The organism is Microbacterium lacusdiani, assembly GCF_054779895.1.
This window is the reverse complement of record NZ_BAAGXJ010000021.1, coordinates 39,321-57,656: the sequence shown is the minus strand read 5'-3', so window position 1 is coordinate 57,656 and position 18,336 is coordinate 39,321. Positions and strand designations below refer to the sequence as shown.

Genomic DNA, 18,336 nt, shown 5'->3' with positions numbered 1-18,336 from the left:
ACTCAGGAGCCGGCGGTCGCCGCCGCGAACGCTCGGACCCAGCAGTCCAGGCGCGCGTACGCGTCGCGGCGCACCTCGGGCCGCGACAGGAAGACGTCGTGGAGCGCGCCGTCGAGGCGCTCCACCGTGACGGACGACCCGACGCGCAGCGCCGCCCGCGCCACGTCCTCGACGTACAGGACGGTGTCGGAGCGGGTCAGGTCGTCGCTCCAGCGGACCGGCAGCGTGCTGCGCGCGGACAGCAGCACGCAGACCGGCGCGCGGACGCCGAGGCCGCGGGCCACCGCGTTGTGGCCGCCGAGGATCGCGTCCATCCACCCGGCGTAGACGGGGAACCCGCCTGCGGGACGCCAGTCGGGGTCGAACGTGACCGGATCGTCAGGGTCCGCCGCCTCCTCCTGCGCGCGCGAGTAGAAGCCGTGATCCGTGATCCGGATCCTGTCGAGCGGGCGCAGTCGGGCACGCAGCTCGACCACCGGCGAGAGGGCGGTGCGCGCCACGGCGCTCAGCTGGAACTCCAGCCACGGGCTGTTGAGGATGAGCGCCGCCGCCGCGTCGGGATGGCGCCCGGCCCACAGGCTCAGCACGAGCCCGCCGGTCGAGTGGCCGAGCAGGATGAGCCGCCTGCCGACGCTGTCGCCGCGCGCGTCGAGCGCGGCCCGGATGTCCTCGTCGTACGTCGCGAGGTCCGTCACGTATCCGGGGGTCTGCCATTCGCGCAGGCTCCGCCCGTACTTGCGCAGATCGAGCGCGAAGAAGCGGGCGCCGCGGTCGGTCCAGAAGCGCGCGAGCCGACGCTGGAAGAAGTAGTCCGACCAGCCGTGCACGTACAGCACATCCACGTCCTCGAGCAGCCGCGGCCGGCTCCAGAGCCGGCGCCGCGCGGGCAGGTGCCGGACCAGGGTGGCGACGACCTCGCCCTCCTCGTCCGCGCCCAGCGGGAGGGTCCGCTGCTCGAACCCCTCGCCGAGGACGTCGGCGACCCACACATCGGACACGGGGTTCAGCCTACGAGCCCGCCGTCGTCACCAGCCCAGCCGGCGGGCGACGGCGTCGGCGGCCGCGCGGGGGAAACCGGGCCCGCCGTCGTCGAGCGCCTCGCGCGCGATTGCGAACAGCTCCCGCGCCGCGTCCTCAGCGGGAAGCGCGAGAGCGTCCGCGATGCGCGCCGCCCAGTCCGGGAAGTCCAGCTCGAACCGGCGCAGCGCGTCGATGCGGTCGCGCGCGTCGCTCGAGCGCTGCGGGAAACGCCCGCGGAGCGCGCGGGCCAGCGACTGCACCGCCCAGCCGCGGATGAACTGCCCGCCCACGAGCACCTCGCCCCGCCGCACGCGACCCACCCCGATCAACAGCTTCACGAGCACGAGGCGCGCCTCGTTGCCGACGTCGATGCGGTCGCCGGCCGCGGCATTCGCCCGGCCGCGCTCCACGAGCGCGGCCGTGGTGCCGTCCTCGTCGTCCACCGCGACGGTCGCCTCGTTCACGAGGGCGCCGACGAGCTCATCCGGCTCGGCGACCGCGAACTCCATGACGTGCCCGTCGTCGTACACCGCGACGAAGCCGATCTCGCCCTCGCGCGCGGTCAGGACGAGCGCGTCCTGGTCGGGCAGCCACGACAGGTCGGGCCGCACGGAGCGTCCCGCGCCCGGCCGCACGAGCGCGAAGAAGTCGTGATCCGACCACTCGTCGCGGCGCGCGACCGCCTCGTCAGAGGCCGAGCCGAGCAGCACCAGCCCGATGAGGTCGGGATGCGCGCGCACCGCCTCGGCGAGATCCGCGCTGCGGCGCTCGTAGCGGTCGTTCGCCGTGCTCACGCGGCACCGCCTTCCGGGACCGCGACGCCCGGGAGCGCCCAGGCCGCGAACGCCGGCCCGCCGGCGCGCACGACGCCGCCGTCGAGCTCGAGGTCGCCGTACAGCCGCTCGGCGCGCGCGAGCCCGGGCACGAGGGCCTCGTCCAGGGCGGCCTCGAACGATCCCGACGCAGCCACGACAAGGACGGTCTCCTCGGCCGACTCGCGTACGAACGCGAAGCCCTCGTCGCCGACGGCCAGGATGCGCAGGCCGCCCGTCCCGAGAACCGGGTGCGCGCGGCGCAGCGCGATGAGGTCGCGGTACAGCGCCAGTCGCTCGGCGGTGCCGGGGGCATCCTCGGTGCCCCACGGGATCGGGGTGCGCGCGATCTCGCCGTCCTCCCCCACCAGGCCGAACTCGTCACCGGCGAACAGCACAGGGACACCCGGCAGCGTCATCGACAGGCCCACCGCGACCGGCACGACGTCGTCCGGCGCGTTCGTCGCGAACCGCGCGGTGTCGTGCGTGTCGAGCGCCTGCATGTTGCCGAGCCGGACGCGCCACGGGATGCCGGCCGTGAACCGCGTCATGGCGTCGACGAAGTCGCGAGCGCTGTAGCGCGGGATGCCGCCGATCGGCTGGCCGAAGAACCACGGCTCGGTGCGCTCGACGCCCTGCGCGTCGAGGTACGGCGCCCCGGTCGGCCGGCACAGCCAGCCCCACAGCGGGCGGGTGAACGCCGGGTACGTCATCGCCCCGTGCCATCCGTCGCCCTGCAGGTCGCTCGCGGCGTCGTTCGTGGACTCGCCCAGGAGCACCGCGTCGGGGTTGATCTCGAGCATGGTCTCGCGCAGCAGCTGCCGCACCTCGGCGTTCAGGTCGACGTCGCCGAGGCGGCCGGTCATGTTGGCCACGTCGATGCGCCATCCGTCGATCCCGAACGGCGGCTTGAGCCAGCGCGCGACGACCGAGTCGCCGTCCGTGATGAAGCGCTGGCGCAGCTCGATCGACGACCAGTCGAACTTCGGCAGGGTCGGCGTGCCGAGCCACGACTCGTACTCGGTGTTGCCCTCGTCGCGGAAGTAGTAGAACCGCTCGGAGTGGGCGCCCGGGTTGCCCAGCGCGTCCTGGAACCACTCGTGCCGATCGCCCGAGTGATTGCTCGTGAGGTCGCCGATCACCCGCATGCCGCGCGCGTGCGCGGCCTCGATCAGGCGGACGTACGCCTCGTCCCCGCCGAGCAGCGGGTCGACGCGCTCGAAGCTCGCGGCGTCGTAGCGGTGGTTCGACGCGGCCGGGAAGACCGGGGTGAGGTAGATCAGATCGACGCCCAGCCGCTCGAGGTGGTCGAGGTGCTCGACGATGCCGTCGAGGTCGCCGCCGTAGAACTGCTGGCTGCGGCCCGGCATCACGGGGTCGACGGGCTCGTCCCACGCCGCCGCGATCGCCCACTCGGGCGTCTCGCGCTCGTCAGCCGCGGCCGAGCGGGCGAACCGGTCCGGGAAGATCTGGTACATCACGGCGTCGTTGAGCCACGCCGGCGGGGCGGGGTACGCGACCAGCGCGAAGTCCTCGGCGTCGAGCGTCTCGATCCGGTGCAGACCGGTCTGGTTCAGCCACTCGACCGTGCCGTCCTCGTGCACGAGCAGCCAGCGATACCCGTGACGGCGGTTGCCCACCGTGACGGGCGCCTCCCACCACGTCCATCCGTCGGCCTCGCCGATCACCTCGGCGTCGGTCCACTCGGGCTCGTGGTCGGGGTTCGAGCGCGTGCGCACCGCGCGCAGCGGCCCGTAGCCCTCGGGCACGCGCAGACGGACGCGCACCACCTCGCCCAGCTCCGGGGCGGAGTTCGACACGTAGAGCGGCGAGCCGTCGTGGTGCGGCAGGAGGTGCGACATGCGGGGCCTTTCCGGGCGCGCGGGACGCGCCGAAGTGAAGCGGGCGGAGTCTCGGGAGGGTCGGGCGGGCGCGGCGGTCACTTCACCGAGCCGGCCGTGAGGCCGCCCACGATGAAGCGCTGCAGCGCCAGGAACAGCGCCACGGGGATGATGGCCGCGAGCACGGCACCGGCGGCGAACACGCTCCAGTTCCGCGAGGTCTCCTGCGAGATGAACTGATACAGGCCCACCGCGAGCGTCTGCTTCTCGGGGTCGACGAGGATGACCGACGCGATCACGAACTCGCTCATGGTGCCGAGGAACGACAGCAGGCCGACGACCGCCAGGATCGGCGCGACCAGTCGCAGGATGATCGTGAAGAAGATGCGCGCGTGCCCCGCTCCGTCCAGCTTCGCGGCCTCGTCGATCGACGCCGGCACGGTGTTGAAGAAGCCGTACATGAGGTAGGTGTTCACGCCCAGCGCGCCGCCCAGGTAGATCATGATCAGACCGATCTGGCTGTTCAGGCCGAAGCCCGGGAAGATCTCGTCGATCGCCGACATGAGCAGGAAGATCGCGACCATCGCCAGCAGCTGCGGGAACATCTGCACCAGCAGCAGGGTGATCAGGCCGAACCGGCGCCCAGTGAAGCGCATGCGCGAGAACGCATACGCGGCGAGCGCGCCGAGCAGCACCGTGCCCGCGGCGGACACGAGCCCGATGACCAGCGTGTTGAGGAACCATGCGGCGTACGGCTGCTGCGGTCGGTTGAACAGCTCGACGTAGCTGCCGAGGCTGACATTCGAGAACAGCGAGTTCGCGGTGACGAGCGTGCCGCCCGGGTTGAGCGACGCCGACAGCACGTACAGCAGCGGGAACGCCGCGAACACGAGCATCGCCAGACCGATGATGTGGCGCCATCCGGTCTGCCTGAACCACACCTTGAAGGGGCGCTTGGGGTGCGGCGCGCCGCCCTCGTCGACCGTGGTCAGCAGGCGGGTGGCGTCGCCGCCGGCGGGAGCGCTCTGCGCGAGGTCGCGCGTGATCGAGATGTCGGCCATGTCAGTTCAGCTCCTCGAGCGTCTTGGTGCGGCGGAACGCGATGACCGAGATGGTCGCGACCAGGACGAAGATGATGATCGAGAACGCGCTCGCGAGCCCGTAGTCGCGGTTGGCGCCCACGAACGCGACCTTGTAGACCATCGAGATCAGGATGTCCGTGCTGCCCACGTTGATGCCGGCGGCCACGTCGCGCGGCCCGCCGCCCGTGAGCATGTAGATCAGGTTGAAGTTGTTGAAGTTGAACGCGAACGACGAGATCAGCAGCGGCGCGACCGAGACGAGCAGCAGCGGCAGCTTGATCATCCGGAACGCCTGGAACGGCGTCGCGCCGTCCATCTGCGCGGCCTCCGTCAGCTCGTCCGGGATCGACTGAAGCGCGCCGGTCGTCACGAGGAACATGTAGGGGAAGCCGAGCCACAGGTTCACGATGATGATGCTGAGCTTGGCCAGCCACTCGTTGGTAAGCCACGGCACGTCGGCGCCGCCGAGCAGCACCGTGTTCACGAAGCCGAACTCCTGGTTCAGCATGCCCGCCCACACCAGCGCGGACAGGAAGCCCGGGAAGGCGTACGGCAGGATCATGATCACGCGGTAGTACTTCTTGCTCTTCATGCGCGGATCGTTGAACACGATCGCCAGGAACAGGCCGAGCAGGAAGGTCGTCGCGACCGAGAGGAACGCGAAGACGAACGTCCACACCGTCACACCGAGGAACGGGCCGCGGATGGACTCGTCGCTGAACGCGCGCACGAAGTTGTCGACGCCGACGTTGATGCGCCATCCCGGCAGCAGCTCCGTGCCGTCCTCCGCCACGAACGCGCCCGTGCCGCGGTCGCTGTACACGGCCCCGGTCTGCGAGTCGGTCATGGTCTCGGCGGCGTCGTCGTAGACGTAGCGCGAGACGTAGGAGAACGCGGTCAGGCCGTCCTGCGTGCGCAGCGTGCCGTCGTTGGGGTCGTCGCTGAGCGGCACCGCGAGCGACGTGATGTCTCCCTGGCGGGCCAGCAGGCCCTGGAAGTCGAGGGACGTGTACCCGGGGGCCGCGACGGCCTTGCCGCCGTCGAACTCGGCGTCGGGCACCTCCTCCAGCGGCCGCTCGGCGCCGCCGAGCATCGCCTCGCCGTCCGGCGTCGTGACGAGGAAGGACAGCTCGCCCGCGAAGCCCTCGACGACCGTGAGCGGGTAGGAGGGCGAGTCGGGCACCCGATCCTGGTTCTGCAGCAGGATCGCCTCGACCGCGTCCTCCTTGGTGCTGTTGTGCCCCGTGCCGTAGTTCGTGAAGGCGACGTAGCCGGAGTAGAGCACCACGAAGATCTGGAAGACCAGCAGGAAGATCAGGCCCGGGATGAGGTACTTCGCCGGAAGGCTGCCGCGCCGGAAGTAGACGACGTTGATGAGGATCGTCGCCAGCACGACGATCGTGCCGACCACGACGTCGCCGCTCGCGAACAGCACGAGGGCCGCGTACACGGCGATCGCGTCGATGATGCCGAGCGCGATGATCTTGAACACCACGAGCTTCCAGCCGCCGCTCGCCGCTTCGGCGATGCGGGCGGCGCGGCGGGAATCGCGCTCACGGGTGGCGAGAGGGGCCGAGGTCATGCGGGTCTCCTGAGCCGAGGGATGGGGTGTGGCGGACGGATGGCGGGGCCCGTGGAGGCCCCGCCATCCGGTCGATGCGCGTTGCGGCGGATCAGCCCGCGACGGCTGCGGCGATGTCGTCGGACATCTTCTTCCACAGCTCGGCCGGGTCGCCCTCGCCCTTGATGATGGCCGTCTCGGTGACGCCCCAGAACTCCCACACGGCACCCATCTCGGGGATGCTCGGCATGGGCACGGCCGCCGCACCCACCTGGCCGAAGCCGGCCACGATCGGGTCGTCGGCCACGGCGGCCTCGAACGCCGCCGTCAGCGCCGGAGCGCGGCCGCCGACCTCGTAGAGGGCCGTCTGCACCTCCTCGGAGCCCACGTAGTTCGTGAGGAAGTTGGTCGCCGCGACGACGTTCTCGCTCTTCGCGCTCAGGAAGAAGCCCTGCACGCCCACGAAGGGCTGCGCCGGGTTCGGGCCCGGAGCCGGGATCGGGTCGACCGCGACGTCGATGCCGGCCTCCTGCGCCGACGGGACGTTCCACGGGCCCGTGACGTAGAACGGGGCCTTGCCCGCGTTGAACGCCTCGCGGGCCAGGTCGCCGTCGAGGTTCGGGTTGAACACGCCGGCGGCGCCCTGCTCGGCGAGCCACTGGGCGAACTGCGTGCCGCCCTCGTTGCCGATCTGCAGGTCGTCGGCGTTGTAGGTGCCATCGGCGTTGGTGCCGAAGACGGGGGCGCCGAACGAGGTCTGGAACGGGTACATGTGGTACGGGTCGCCCGCGGCCGGGTCGAGGCCCACGAGCACCTTGTACTCGGTGCCGGCGGCCTCGGCCATCTGCACCATCTCGTCGAACGAGCCGGGCGCCTCGGGCGCGAGCTCGGTGTTGCGGATCAGGGCGATGTTCTCGATCGAGTACGGCACGCCGTAGACCTTGCCGTCGTACGTCCACGCGTCGGTGGCGACCTTCTCGAACTCCTCGGCCTTGTCGCCGAGCTCGATCGGGGCGACCACGCCGTTGGTGACGAGCGTGCCGAGCCAGTCGTGCGCGCCCACGGCGATGTCCGGGCCCTTGCCGGTGGGGACCTGCGACACGAACTGGTCGCGGATCTCGCCGAAGTCCTTCTGCACGAGCTCGACCTTGACGCCGGTCTCGGCCTCGAAGTCGGCCGCGGGGTCCGCGAGGACGCCGGCGCGGTCGGCGTCGACCCAGACGGTCAGCGTCGAGGTGGCTCCCCCGCCGTCCGCGGGAGCCGAGGTCTCGCCGCCCTGCGGCGCCGCCGACGAGCAGCCGGCGAGACCGAGCGTCGTCGCGACCGCGAAAGCCGCGATGGCGCGGCCCCTGCTGTTCACCTTCATTGGTGTGTGCCCTTCCTTTTCGCCCCGGCAGCCCTGCCAGGTTTCTGCAAGCGGTTACAGGGTTGCATGCCGTGGGGCGATCCGCAAACCACCGGATCTGCGCAATCGGCCGTTCGATACGGATTCGTGATGCACACCTGGGCGAACCTGAACTGCAAGCGTTTCCATACACCGGGAGTTTCCCGTAGAGTCCGATTCCATGACTTCCGTGGAACTCAGCGTCGAGTCGGCGCCGGCCGCCCAGGCCTCCCCCCGCGAGTGGTGGCGCACCGCCGCGATCTACCAGATCTATCCCCGCTCCTTCGCCGACGCGAACGGCGACGGGATCGGCGACCTGCCGGGCATCACGTCGCGCCTGGACGCGCTGCGCGACCTCGGCGTGGACGCCATCTGGCTCTCGCCCTTCATGACCTCGCCGCAGAAGGACGCCGGCTACGACGTCGCCGACTACTGCGACGTCGACCCGCTGTTCGGCACCCTCGCCGACTTCGACGCGATGCTCGCGGCGGCGCACGAGCGCGACATCCGCGTGATCGTGGACCTCGTCCCCAACCACTCGTCCGACCAGCACGCGTGGTTCCAGGCCGCGCTGGCGGCGGCGCCCGGCAGCCCCGAGCGCGCGCGGTACATGTTCCGCGACGGCCAGGGCGAGGACGGCGAGCTGCCCCCGAACAACTGGCAGTCCGTGTTCGGCGGCCCCGCGTGGACCCGCATCACGGAGGCGGACGGCCGGCCGGGCCAGTGGTACCTCCACCTGTTCGACTCGTCGCAGCCCGACTTCGACTGGGCGAACCCCGAGGTCCAGGAGGAGTTCCGTCGCATCCTGCGCTTCTGGCTCGACCGCGGCGTCGACGGGTTCCGCGTCGACGTGGCCCACGGCCTCGTCAAGCACGACGAGCTGCCCGACTACATGCCGCCGGAGGACTCGGACTCCATGGGCGGTCAGGAGCCCGTGCCCTACTGGGGCCAGGAGGGCGTGCACGAGATCTACCGCGACTGGCACCGCCTGCTCGAGGAGTACCCGGGCGACCGGGCGCTGTGCGCCGAGGCGTGGATGCCGACGGCCGAGGAGACGGCCCTCTGGGTCCGCCCCGACGAGATGCACCAGGCGTTCAACTTCCCCTACCTGATGGCGGAGTGGGACGCCGAGCAGCTGCACGAGGTGATCGACGTGTCGTTCGAGGCGTTCGGCGGCGTCGGCGCCCCCACCACCTGGGTGCTCTCGAACCACGACGTGATCCGCCACGCGTCGCGCCTCGCGCTCGGCGCCGAGCACCCGCAGGGCCACGGCATCGGCCCGCTCTCGAAGGGCAAGCCGGACCCCGTGGTGGGCCTGCGCCGCGCCCGCGCCGCGACCACGCTCATGCTGGCGCTGCCCGGATCCGCGTACCTGTACCAGGGCGAGGAGCTGGGCCTGCCCGAGGTCATCGACCTGCCCGACGACGCCCGCCAGGATCCGACCTGGTTCCGCACCGAGGGCGAGCGCTACGGGCGCGACGGCTGCCGCGTGCCGATCCCGTGGGAGGCCGACGCCCCCGCGTACGGCTTCAACGCGACGGGCGCGTCGTGGCTGCCGCAGCCGGCCGAGTGGCACGGCCTCGCGCGCGACGCCCAGGACGCGGACCCGGCGTCGACCCTCAACCTGTACCGCGCGCTGCTGCGCCTGCGTCGCGAGCACGGCGTCGCGGCGGCCGAGTTCTCGTGGATCGAGGACGCCCCGGCCGACACCGTCGCGTTCCGCAGCGGGCCCGTCACGGTGATCGCGAACCTCGGCGCCGAGCCGGTCGCCCTGCCCGCGGGAGCCCGCGTGCTGGTGTCGAGCGCGCCCCTCGAGGGCGACGCCGTGCCGACGGACACCGCCGTCTGGCTCGCGAACGACTGATCCGGAACGGGAGGGCGCGGGACATGAGCATCGCCGAGGTGGCACGGCTGGCCGGGGTCTCCACGGCGACCGTGTCGCGCGCCCTCTCCGGCCGCGGGCACGTGTCGGCCGCGGCGCGCGAACGCGTGGTCGCGGCGGCGCGCGAGCTCGGATACGTGGTCTCGCAGGCCGCGTCGAGCCTGGCCAGCGGCCGGACCCGCAACATCGGGATCGTGCTGCCGTTCCTGAACCGCTGGTACTTCACGACCGTGCTCGAGGGCGCCCAGCAGCGCCTGATGCGCTCGGGCTACGACGTCACGCTCTACAACCTCGCGGGCGACGGCGACGAGCGGCGCACGGTGTTCGAGCACTTCCTGCTGCGCCAGCGGGTCGACGCCGTGATCGCGGTTTCGCTCGAGCTCACCGAGCCCGAGGTGACGCGCCTGCACACGCTGGGCAAGCCCCTCGTCGGCGTCGGCGGGCCCATCCCGGGCGTGCGCACGCTCGCGATCGACGACGTCGCGGTGGCGCGGCTCGCGACCGAGCACCTGATCGGCCTGGATCACCGCCGCATCGGGCTGATCGGCGGCGACCGCGCGTCCGACGCCGACTTCCACCTGCCGACCAAGCGCCGCCATGGCTGGGAGTCCGCACTGCACGAGGCCGGGCTCGACGCCTCCCCGCGCCTGATCGCGAACGCGGACTTCACCGTGCAGGGCGGCTACCGTGCCGCCAAGCAGCTCCTGGGGGCTCCGCTCCGCGACCGTCCCACCGCGATCTTCGCGGCGTCGGACGAGATGGCGTTCGGAGCGATGCTCGCCGCGCGCGACCTGGGGCTCAGCGTGCCTCACGACGTGTCGATCGTCGGGGTCGACGACCACGACCAGTCCGAGTTCTTCGGCCTCACGACCATCGCGCAGTTCCCGCGGGAGCAGGGCGCGCTGGCGGTCGACATCCTGATGGCGCAGCTCGAGCCGGGCGAGGACGACGCGGTCGCCTCGGACCTGCCCCTCCCCTTCGAGCTCCGCGTGCGCGACTCGACGGCCCGCCCGCGCGACTGACCGGGCGGCACGTCAGAGGCGAGGGGCTCAGCGCTCCACCGGCAGCCACTGCATCGGGTCGACGATCTGACCGTCCACGCGCACCTCGATGTGGAGGTGGTTCGCCGTGGAGTTTCCGGTCGAGCCCATGTAGCCGATGATCTGGCCCGCCACCACGCGCTGCCCGGCGCGCACCGGGGGCGTGTTGATCATGTGCGCCGAGCGTGTCTCGACGGGCTTGCCGTCGACGACGTGCCGGACGGTGACGAGGTTGCCGTAGCCGCCGGACCATCCGGTGAAGGACACCACCCCGTCCGCCACCGCGTGGATCGGCGACCACGCGGGCTGAAGCAGGTCGGCGCCGTTGTGCGTCTCGGTGATGGTGCGGCTGAGCCGGTACTCCCCCGCCAGGGGGAACACGACCGACGACTTGGGCACGGAGGTGGGCTGCGGGAGCGAGGAGGGGGCCGGCGGGGGCGCGGGCAGCGCGAGCCGCCACGTGCCGACGCCCACGTCCACGATCGACGGCCCGGCGGCGAGGGTGCCGGATCCGGATGCGGCGCGCACCCCCGTCACGACCGTGCGGCGCTCGTCCGGGTACAGCGGCGCGAGGGACCCGGCCGCCGGGCGCCGCGACACGTACTGGAGGACCTGCAGCGATCCGTCGGCCGAGTGCGTCGCGGTCAGCGCTCCGCCCGCGCCGCCGTAGAGCGCGAGCTCGCTGCCGTCGCCGGCGCTCTCGAGCGCTTCGAGGGAGCTCACCGGGTGGAGCGTGACGACCCACGCGCCGGTCGACGAGATCCGGATGGAGCGCGCGTCGCCCCCGGCCGGGTCGCCCCACAGCGCCGTGCGGGCTCCGGCCACGCCCCCGACGATCCGCTGGGCGGTGCCGTCGGCCGCCACGACGTCGACCGTCAGGCGCGTGTCCGCCGACGCGATCGTGACGAGTCCTCGGCGCGCCGACGACGGCAGCGCGATCGTGCGGTTCCCGGATCCGATCGTGGTGGTGGCGCCGAACGCGCCGTACGTGCCGTCGGCCCACGACACCACGTTGGCCGCGGGGCGCGATCCGCGCCGCACGCCGAGCGTGTCGGCGCCGTCGCCGTTCCAGTCGCCCACGAGCGTGGCGTCGCCCGGGCGGCCGTACGTCAGCACGCGGTCCGCCTCGCCGCCAGTGAAGTCGTCCTTCACGAAGTACCGCGCCTCGCGGCGCACCGCCAGGGTGTCGACGCGGTCGCCGTTCCAGTCGCCGACGTAGACGACGTCCTCGGCCTTGCCGTACGGCACGCGGATGTCGGCCTCGCCGCCCGCGAGAACGTTGCGCAGGTAGAACACGTTGCCGCGCCGCACGCCGAGCGTGTCCCGCCCGTCTCCGTCCCAGTCGCCGACCAGCACCTGGTCGTCGGCCCGGCCGTAGCGGATCACCGCGCTCGCGTCGCCGCCCGTCAGCTCGTCGTTGAAGTAGTAGGTGTTGCCGCGCCGGACCGCGAGCGTGTCACGGCCGTCGCCGTTCCAGTCGCCGACCAGCGTCACGTCCGCGGGGCGCCCGTAGATGAAGCTGTGCGCGGGGGCCTCCACGCCGTGGCGGTCGGCGAGCAGGTAGAAGCTGCCGCGCCGCACGCCGATCGTGTCGACCCGGTCCCCGTTCCAGTCGCCGACGACGGCGCCGTCGCCGGGCAGTCCGTAGTCGTAGACCTGGTTGGCGGTGCCGCTCCAGCCGTCGTTGAGGAAGTAGTCGTCGCCATAGCCGCCGATCTCGGGGCCGGCCGCGGAGGCCGGGGCGGGGGCGAGGAGGGCGGCGACGACCGCGATCGCGGCGGCCGTCGTCGGGAGCAGGACGCGCATGGTCGACAGCCTAGGGGTGCGGAGGGGCGCGGCCGGGACCGGCTGCTCACAGGGCGCCCGCATCCCCGCGTGCTAGCCTGGCCACTGCGCGCGGATCTCGCGCGCATCGTCGTGTCTCGACAGGTCTCCCCGAGACCAGGGCGCGCCGGCCACGGCCCGCGCTCCACACTCCTGCCGCGGCGAACGGATCCGGCATCCGCCGAGTTCGCCTCCCACCGGCCCTGCAGCGCCTGACGGCGCCGCGCCCCTGCGCGCGATCCCGGCCGACCCATCGGAAAGACAACACATGACCTCTGCGCCCACGCAGAACCCCACCTTCGCCGACCTCGGCGTCCCCTCGGTGCTCGTCGACGCGCTCGTCGCGATGGAGCGCCCGACCCCCTTCCCCATCCAGCGCGAGACGCTGCCGTCGACCCTCGCCGGGCGCGACGTGCTCGGCCGCGGCAAGACCGGATCGGGCAAGACGCTCGCCTTCGCGATCCCGCTGGTCGCGCGCCTCGCCGCCGCCCGCGTGACCCGTCGCGCCGGCACGCCCTCCGCGCTCGTCCTCGCCCCCACGCGCGAGCTCGCCACGCAGATCACCCGCACGGTCGAGCCCCTCGCGAAGGCGGCCGGCCTCACCGTCACCACGGTGTTCGGCGGCGTCTCGCAGAAGCCGCAGGAGGCCGCGTTCGCCCGCGGCGTGGACATCGTCGTGGCCTGCCCCGGCCGCCTCGAGGACCTGATCGGCCAGGGCATCGTGAAGCTCGACCGCATCGCCGTGACCGTCCTCGACGAGGCCGACCACATGGCCGATCTCGGCTTCCTCCCGGGCGTCACCCGCCTCCTCTCGAAGACGCCGGCCGGCGGCCAGCGGATGTTCTTCTCCGCCACGCTCGACAACGGCGTGGACAAGCTGGTCAAGAAGTTCCTCTCGAACCCGGTCAGCCACGCGATCGACCCGGCGGAGTCGCCCGTCCCGGCGATGACCCACCACGTGTTCGAGTCGTCCTCGCCCGAGGCCAAGACCGAGCTGGTCAAGGCGCTCGCGTCGGGCACCGCCCGCCGCATCCTGTTCACCCGCACGAAGCACCAGGCGAAGAAGCTGGCCCGCCAGCTCACCTCGGGCGGCATCCCCGCGGTCGACCTGCACGGCAACCTGTCGCAGAACGCCCGCGACCGCAACCTCGCCGACTTCTCATCGGGCGCCGTCAAGGTGCTCGTCGCGACCGACGTCGCCGCGCGTGGCGTGCACGTCGACGGCGTCGACCTGGTCGTGCACGTCGACCCGCCGGCCGAGCACAAGGCCTACCTGCACCGCTCGGGCCGCACGGCGCGCGCGGGCGCGGCCGGTGACGTCGTGACGCTGATGCTGCCGTCGCAGCGCAAGGACACCGAGGTGCTGCTGCGCCGCGCCGGCATCGGCGCCAAGCCGCAGGCGGTCACCACCACCAGCCCGCAGGTCGTCGAGCTGATCGGCGAGGTCGCCGAGCGCGTCGCTCCCCGCCCGGGCGGTCCGGGCGTGGGCAACGCGCCGGAGGCCACGGCTCCCGGCACGTCGCAGGGCGCCAACGCGCGCCGCAAGCGCGCCGCGCGCAGCGAGCGCCCCGGCGAGACCGCGGTCCGCCAGGGCGGCCGTCGCGGCGGTCAGGGCCAGCGCTCGGGCGAGCAGCGTCGCCAGGGCCAGGGCTCTTCCCAGGGCCAGGCGCGCGGCGGCCAGCCGGCGCCGATGTACAGCACGTCGACCGGCCAGGGCGCCCAGCGCCCCGCGTCGTCGGCGACGACCCCGACCCGCCGCGGCCCTCGCCGCGCGTCGTCCGCCGGCACCGCGCGCTGACGTCGCATCCGCCCGCGCGAGATCCCATGTGGCCTGCGACGCCACATCCGGATGCGGGTGACGTCGCCGGTTCCGTGTGATCTCACCGGATGGAGGAAGCGCCCGGTTCCTGTGGAAGGGACCGGGCGCTTCGTCGACTCAGCGGATCACTCGCCGCGCGAGATCCGGATCATCTCGTCGCGCGGGACGACCTTGATGCGCGCGCGCCCCTCCGGCGCGCCCAGCGCGATCTCGTGCTCGTCGAGGCGGTGCCAGCCCTCGAGGTCGGTCCAGGCGATGCCGCGCTCGGCGAGGAGCCGCGGGATCGCCTCCTCCGACGGGTCGGCCGGCTGCCACCACGAGCCCTGGCCGTTGACCAGGTGCTGGATGGTCTCCATCGCGTCGGACTTCGTGTGGCCGATCAGACCCACCGGGCCGCGCTTGATCCATCCGGTCGCGTACATGCCGGGGATGCGCTCGTTCGAGTCCGGCGAGAGCACCTGGCCCTCGTGGTTCGGGATCACGCCGTGGCGCTCGTCGAACGGGACGCCGGGCAGCGGCGAACCGAAGTAGCCGACGGCGCGGTACAGCTGACCCATCGGGATCTCGCGGATCTCGCCCGTGCCGACCACGCCGCCCTGGCCGTCGGGCCGGGTGCGCTCGTACACGAGCGCGGCCACGCGACCCTGCTCGTCCTTCTTCACCTCGAGCGGCTTGGCCCAGAAGTGCAGGTGCAGTCGGCGCGACGCCGTGCCGCCCGCGTTGTTGACGGAGTCGCGCTGGCGCCACGACTGCAGGATGCGGTCGATGACCTTGACCTGCTTGTTCGTCTCGACGGCGGCCTTCGACGCCTCGTCGTAGTCGAAGTCCTCGTCGTACACGACCATGTCGACGTCGCGCAGCTCGCCGAGCTCGCGCAGTTCGAGCGGCGTGAACTTCACCTGCGCGGGGCCGCGGCGTCCGAACACGTGCACGTCGGTCACGGGCGAGGCCTCGAGGATCTCGTAGACGTTCTGCGGCACCTCGGTCGGCAGCAGGTCGATCGCGTGCTTGGCCAGGATGCGCGAGATGTCGAGCGCCACGTTGCCGTTGCCGATCACGCCGACAGACGAGGCGGTGAGCGGCCACGTGCGCGGCACGTCGGGGTGGCCGTCGAACCAGCTCACGAAGTCGGCCGCGCCGAACGAGCCCTCGGCGTCGATCCCCGGGATGTTCAGGTCGGCGTCGCGCACGGCGCCGGTCGCGAAGATCACGGCGTTGTAGTGGTGCTTGAGGTCGTCGAGCGTGATGTCCTCGCCGAAGCGGACGTTGCCGAAGATCCGGATGTCGCCTCGGTCGAGCACCTCGCGCAGCGCGTTGATGACGCCCTTGATCCGGGGGTGGTCCGGCGCGACGCCGTAGCGGACGAGACCGTAGGGCGCGGGCAGGTGCTCGAACAGGTCGATCGAGACGTCGAACTTCCGCTCGGTCTTGAGCAGGATGTCCGCGGCGTAGATGCCGGCGGGTCCCGCGCCGACGATGGCCAGCCTCAGCTTGGTCATGGAGAGGTCCCTTTCGTGGATCTGCGTTCACCAGTCTCGCGCGGCCGGCTGAGCGGATGCCGCGCCGCGGGACCGGTCAGCTGCTGCGGTCGACGAGCGACTCGGCGAACCGCGTGAGCGCCTCGCGCACTCCCCCGCGGGGCAGCGGGGCGAGCGCCTCGACGGCCTCGCGGGTCCAGGTGAGCGCGAGCTCGCGCGTGCGGGCGGTCGCCTCGTGGTCGCGCAGCGCGGCGAGCGGCTCGTCCAGGATCGCCGGGTCCTCGCCCTGCGCGATCCGGTCCACGCCCTCGTCGATGCGCTCGGTGAGCGAGCGGGCGTCGGCGCCCCCGTCCTCGGCCAGCAGCAGGTACGGCATCGTGGGGACGCCCGCGCGCAGGTCGGTGCCCGGCACCTTGCCGGTCTCGGCCGGGTCGGCGGAGAGGTCGATCACGTCGTCCAGGAGCTGGAACGCGACGCCGACCTTCTCGCCGTAGACGCGCAGCGGCTCGCGGTAGGCCTCGTCGGCGTTCGCGAAGATGGCGCCGGCCTGCGCGGAGGCGGCGATGAGCGATCCCGTCTTGTCCGCCAGCACCTGGATGTAGAACTCGATGGGGTCGTCACCGGGCTGGGCGCCGACCGTCTCGTGCATCTGGCCGAGCACCAGGCGCTCGAACGTGTCGGCCTGCAGGGCCATGGCCCGCTCGCCGAGCCGCGCCATGATCTGGCTCGCGCGCGAGAAGAGCAGGTCGCCGGTGAGGATCGCGATGCTGTTGCCCCACACCTGGTGCGCGCTCGCGACGCCGCGGCGCCGGTCGGCGCCGTCCATGACGTCGTCGTGGTACAGCGAGCCGAGGTGCGTGAGCTCGAGCGCCGTGGCCGCGTCGATCACGGCCGGGATGGCGCCGTCGCCCAGCTGCGCGGACAGCATCGTGAGCATGGGACGCACGCGCTTGCCGCCGGCCTCGTAGAGGTAGCGGCTCGTGGCGTCGACGAGCCGGTCCGTGGATCGCAGCTCCTCGGCCAGCTGACGCTCGACGGCCTCGAGCCCGTCCTCGATCCGGGCGATGAGCTTCTTCGCCCCGGGACCGGCGAACACGCGCTCGCTGAGGCCGAAGCGGCTCGCGATGCGCGAGCCCGGGATCGAGGGCTTCGCCATCGGCGAGCCCGGCGCGGATGGGCTCGGAGTCACGCGTCCAGCCTACCGGCGGGGTCCGCACCCTGGTCGCCGTCGCCCGCGGGCCCGGCGGGCACGGCGGGCTTGACCGCCCGGTGCAGCGCGACGATGCCGAAGCTCAGGTCGCGCCATGCGACGTCCGTCCATCCGGCGTCCCGGATCCACGACGCGAGCGTGCGCTGATCCGGCCAGGCCCTGATCGACTCGTTGAGGTAGTCGTACGCCTCGGTGTTCGAGCTGATGGCGCGCGCGATCCGCGGCAGCACGCGGTCGTTGTAGAAGCGGTAGAGACCGCGGAACGCGGGCCGCGGCGGGTGCGAGAACTCGCAGATCACGAGGCGACCGCCGGGCTTGGTGACGCGCAGCAGCTCGGCGATGGCCTGCTTCGGCCGGTCGACGTTGCGCAGCCCGAACGACATGGTGACCGCGTCGAACTCCGCGTCCGCGAACGGCAGGGCCGTCGCGTCGGCCTCGACGAAGGTCAGGTTGCGCACCGCGCCGTGACGACGGCGGCCCTCCGCGATCATCCCGGGCGAGAAGTCGGCGGCGACGACCTGCGCGCCGCTGCGCGCCAGCGAGACGGACGACGCGCCGGTCCCGGCCGCGAGATCCAGGATGCGCTCGCCGGGCCGGGGCGCGACGGCCCGCGTCGTGGCGGCGCGCCACAGCTGGTCGTTGCCGACGCTGAGCACGGTGTTGGTGACGTCGTAGCGGGCGGCGACCTGATCGAACATGCCGCTCACGCGCGCCGGGTCCTTGCCGAGGTCGGGGCGGTTGGCTGCGGAGCGGGCGTCGCGGTGCTTCACGCCCTCGAGTCTAGGCGCGGGCGGTCAGGCGGTTCATCCGTGGAGAAGGCGGCCGCGGCATCCGGACGGCGCTCAGCGCGCGAGCCCTGCCAGCACCGCGAACCACCGTTCGGCGGTGGCGTCGTCGAACGGCTCCTCGTGCGCGCGCACGCGCGCCGCGAGGTCGTGCGCCGTGGCCTCGAGCAGCTCGATCACGCGCGCCGGGTAGCCGTAGCGGACGCGGTGCTCCTCCCACTCGTCCTCGTCGTCGATGTACACGCCGCGGTAGTCGAGGCGGCGCACCACGTCGAGGTCCATGTCGATCGCGACCGGCTGGCCGCCGTCGTCCCAGCCCACGGCCCACGCGATGTCGATGTACACGCGCGTCAGCTCCGGCTCGCCGTTGAAGGTCAGCACGTAGTCCTCGCGCCCGGCGGGGAGCAGGACGACGCTGGGCGCCCGCAGCGTGATCTCGCGCCCCGGGCGGAAGCTGTGCGACCCCGGAACCTGCCCCAGCCAGTCGCCGTACTCGTCGGCGCCGAGGTACACGCACTCGTGCTGCCAGTGGGGCGACCCGTCCCACTTGCGCCAGCGGAAGGTGAGCGGCGTGCCGGCGGCCGTACGGTCCATCCCT

General features: G+C 72.4%; 14 protein-coding genes. 3 read left to right on the top strand and 11 right to left on the bottom strand.

From position 1 onward, the window contains the following. Nucleotides 1-2 precede the first annotated feature (2 nt). The 6 genes from ACYVGN_RS10920 to ACYVGN_RS10895 form a co-directional block, all read right to left on the bottom strand. Nucleotides 3-998: an alpha/beta hydrolase gene (locus ACYVGN_RS10920; protein ID WP_460790750.1), complete on the bottom strand. Its 996-nt coding sequence runs from the start codon at nt 996-998 to the stop codon at nt 3-5. Between the two features lie 27 nt (nt 999-1,025). Further along, nucleotides 1,026-1,814 (bottom strand): hypothetical protein, encoded by a 789-nt coding sequence (locus tag ACYVGN_RS10915; protein ID WP_055992651.1) that lies wholly within the window; start codon nt 1,812-1,814, stop codon nt 1,026-1,028. Next, on the bottom strand, nt 1,811-3,694 hold the full coding sequence (locus tag ACYVGN_RS10910) for a glycoside hydrolase family 13 protein (RefSeq protein ID WP_460790748.1): 1,884 nt from the start codon (nt 3,692-3,694) through the stop codon (nt 1,811-1,813). The genes ACYVGN_RS10915 and ACYVGN_RS10910 overlap by 4 nt, the downstream gene beginning before the upstream one ends. A 77-nt stretch (nt 3,695-3,771) precedes the next feature. After that, nucleotides 3,772-4,734 carry a sugar ABC transporter permease gene (locus ACYVGN_RS10905; protein ID WP_134745587.1) on the bottom strand — a complete coding sequence of 321 codons (963 nt, stop codon included), beginning with the start codon at nt 4,732-4,734 and terminating at the stop codon, nt 3,772-3,774. Nucleotide 4,735: 1 nt separating this feature from the next. Beyond that, a complete protein-coding gene (locus tag ACYVGN_RS10900) occupies nt 4,736-6,337 on the bottom strand; it encodes an ABC transporter permease subunit (RefSeq protein ID WP_460790745.1) in 1,602 nt (533 codons plus the stop codon). A gap of 91 nt (nt 6,338-6,428) precedes the next feature. Continuing rightward, on the bottom strand, nt 6,429-7,682 hold the full coding sequence (locus tag ACYVGN_RS10895; protein ID WP_055992642.1) for a sugar ABC transporter substrate-binding protein: 1,254 nt from the start codon (nt 7,680-7,682) through the stop codon (nt 6,429-6,431). A gap of 199 nt (nt 7,683-7,881) precedes the next feature. Between ACYVGN_RS10895 and ACYVGN_RS10890 the strand changes: the two genes are divergently transcribed. Together ACYVGN_RS10890 and ACYVGN_RS10885 are read left to right on the top strand one after the other, a co-directional pair. Further along, entirely contained in the window at nt 7,882-9,564 is a 1,683-nt protein-coding gene (locus ACYVGN_RS10890) for a glycoside hydrolase family 13 protein (protein ID WP_460790743.1), read from the top strand. A 23-nt stretch (nt 9,565-9,587) separates the two neighbouring features. Next, a complete protein-coding gene (locus ACYVGN_RS10885; RefSeq protein WP_460790741.1) occupies nt 9,588-10,604 on the top strand; it encodes a LacI family DNA-binding transcriptional regulator in 1,017 nt (338 codons plus the stop codon). A gap of 27 nt (nt 10,605-10,631) precedes the next feature. Here the strand turns inward: ACYVGN_RS10885 and ACYVGN_RS10880 are convergent, their stop codons facing one another. After that, on the bottom strand, nt 10,632-12,428 hold the full coding sequence (locus ACYVGN_RS10880) for a M23 family metallopeptidase (protein WP_460790739.1): 1,797 nt from the start codon (nt 12,426-12,428) through the stop codon (nt 10,632-10,634). Between the two features lie 286 nt (nt 12,429-12,714). Here ACYVGN_RS10880 and ACYVGN_RS10875 point away from each other — a divergent pair, with 286 nt between their 5' ends. After that, a complete protein-coding gene (locus tag ACYVGN_RS10875; protein WP_055992631.1) occupies nt 12,715-14,244 on the top strand; it encodes a DEAD/DEAH box helicase in 1,530 nt (509 codons plus the stop codon). 146 nt (nt 14,245-14,390) lie between these two features. On the opposite strand, the gene ACYVGN_RS10870 is transcribed toward ACYVGN_RS10875, so the two are convergent. The 4 genes from ACYVGN_RS10870 to ACYVGN_RS10855 all read right to left on the bottom strand — a co-directional run bounded on the left by ACYVGN_RS10870 (nt 14,391) and on the right by ACYVGN_RS10855 (nt 18,332). Beyond that, nucleotides 14,391-15,764, bottom strand: coding sequence for an FAD-dependent oxidoreductase (locus ACYVGN_RS10870; RefSeq protein ID WP_055992628.1), 1,374 nt, complete (start codon nt 15,762-15,764; stop codon nt 14,391-14,393). 76 nt (nt 15,765-15,840) lie between these two features. Then, complete coding sequence (locus ACYVGN_RS10865; RefSeq protein WP_460790810.1) at nt 15,841-16,899, bottom strand: polyprenyl synthetase family protein; 1,059 nt, start codon at nt 16,897-16,899, stop codon at nt 15,841-15,843. A 29-nt stretch (nt 16,900-16,928) separates the two neighbouring features. After that, on the bottom strand, nt 16,929-17,723 hold the full coding sequence (locus ACYVGN_RS10860) for a demethylmenaquinone methyltransferase (RefSeq protein ID WP_460790737.1): 795 nt from the start codon (nt 17,721-17,723) through the stop codon (nt 16,929-16,931). 72 nt (nt 17,724-17,795) lie between these two features. Next, nucleotides 17,796-18,332, bottom strand: coding sequence for a DUF402 domain-containing protein (locus tag ACYVGN_RS10855; protein ID WP_134745597.1), 537 nt, complete (start codon nt 18,330-18,332; stop codon nt 17,796-17,798). Nucleotides 18,333-18,336 lie beyond the last annotated feature (4 nt).

Bases quoted from the DNA above. Each gene is read 5' to 3' on its own strand.
- ACYVGN_RS10910 (WP_460790748.1), bottom strand. From the start codon at position 3,694: ATGTCGCACCTCCTGCCGCACCACGACGGCTCGCCGCTCTACGTGTCG.
- ACYVGN_RS10905 (WP_134745587.1), bottom strand. From the start codon at position 4,734: ATGGCCGACATCTCGATCACGCGCGACCTCGCGCAGAGCGCTCCCGCC.
- ACYVGN_RS10900 (WP_460790745.1), bottom strand. From the start codon at position 6,337: ATGACCTCGGCCCCTCTCGCCACCCGTGAGCGCGATTCCCGCCGCGCC.
- ACYVGN_RS10895 (WP_055992642.1), bottom strand. From the start codon at position 7,682: ATGAAGGTGAACAGCAGGGGCCGCGCCATCGCGGCTTTCGCGGTCGCG.
- ACYVGN_RS10890 (WP_460790743.1), top strand. From the start codon at position 7,882: ATGACTTCCGTGGAACTCAGCGTCGAGTCGGCGCCGGCCGCCCAGGCC.
- ACYVGN_RS10885 (WP_460790741.1), top strand. From the start codon at position 9,588: ATGAGCATCGCCGAGGTGGCACGGCTGGCCGGGGTCTCCACGGCGACC.
- ACYVGN_RS10880 (WP_460790739.1), bottom strand. From the start codon at position 12,428: ATGCGCGTCCTGCTCCCGACGACGGCCGCCGCGATCGCGGTCGTCGCC.
- ACYVGN_RS10875 (WP_055992631.1), top strand. From the start codon at position 12,715: ATGACCTCTGCGCCCACGCAGAACCCCACCTTCGCCGACCTCGGCGTC.
- ACYVGN_RS10870 (WP_055992628.1), bottom strand. From the start codon at position 15,764: ATGACCAAGCTGAGGCTGGCCATCGTCGGCGCGGGACCCGCCGGCATC.
- ACYVGN_RS10865 (WP_460790810.1), bottom strand. From the start codon at position 16,899: ATGGCGAAGCCCTCGATCCCGGGCTCGCGCATCGCGAGCCGCTTCGGC.
- ACYVGN_RS10855 (WP_134745597.1), bottom strand. From the start codon at position 18,332: ATGGACCGTACGGCCGCCGGCACGCCGCTCACCTTCCGCTGGCGCAAG.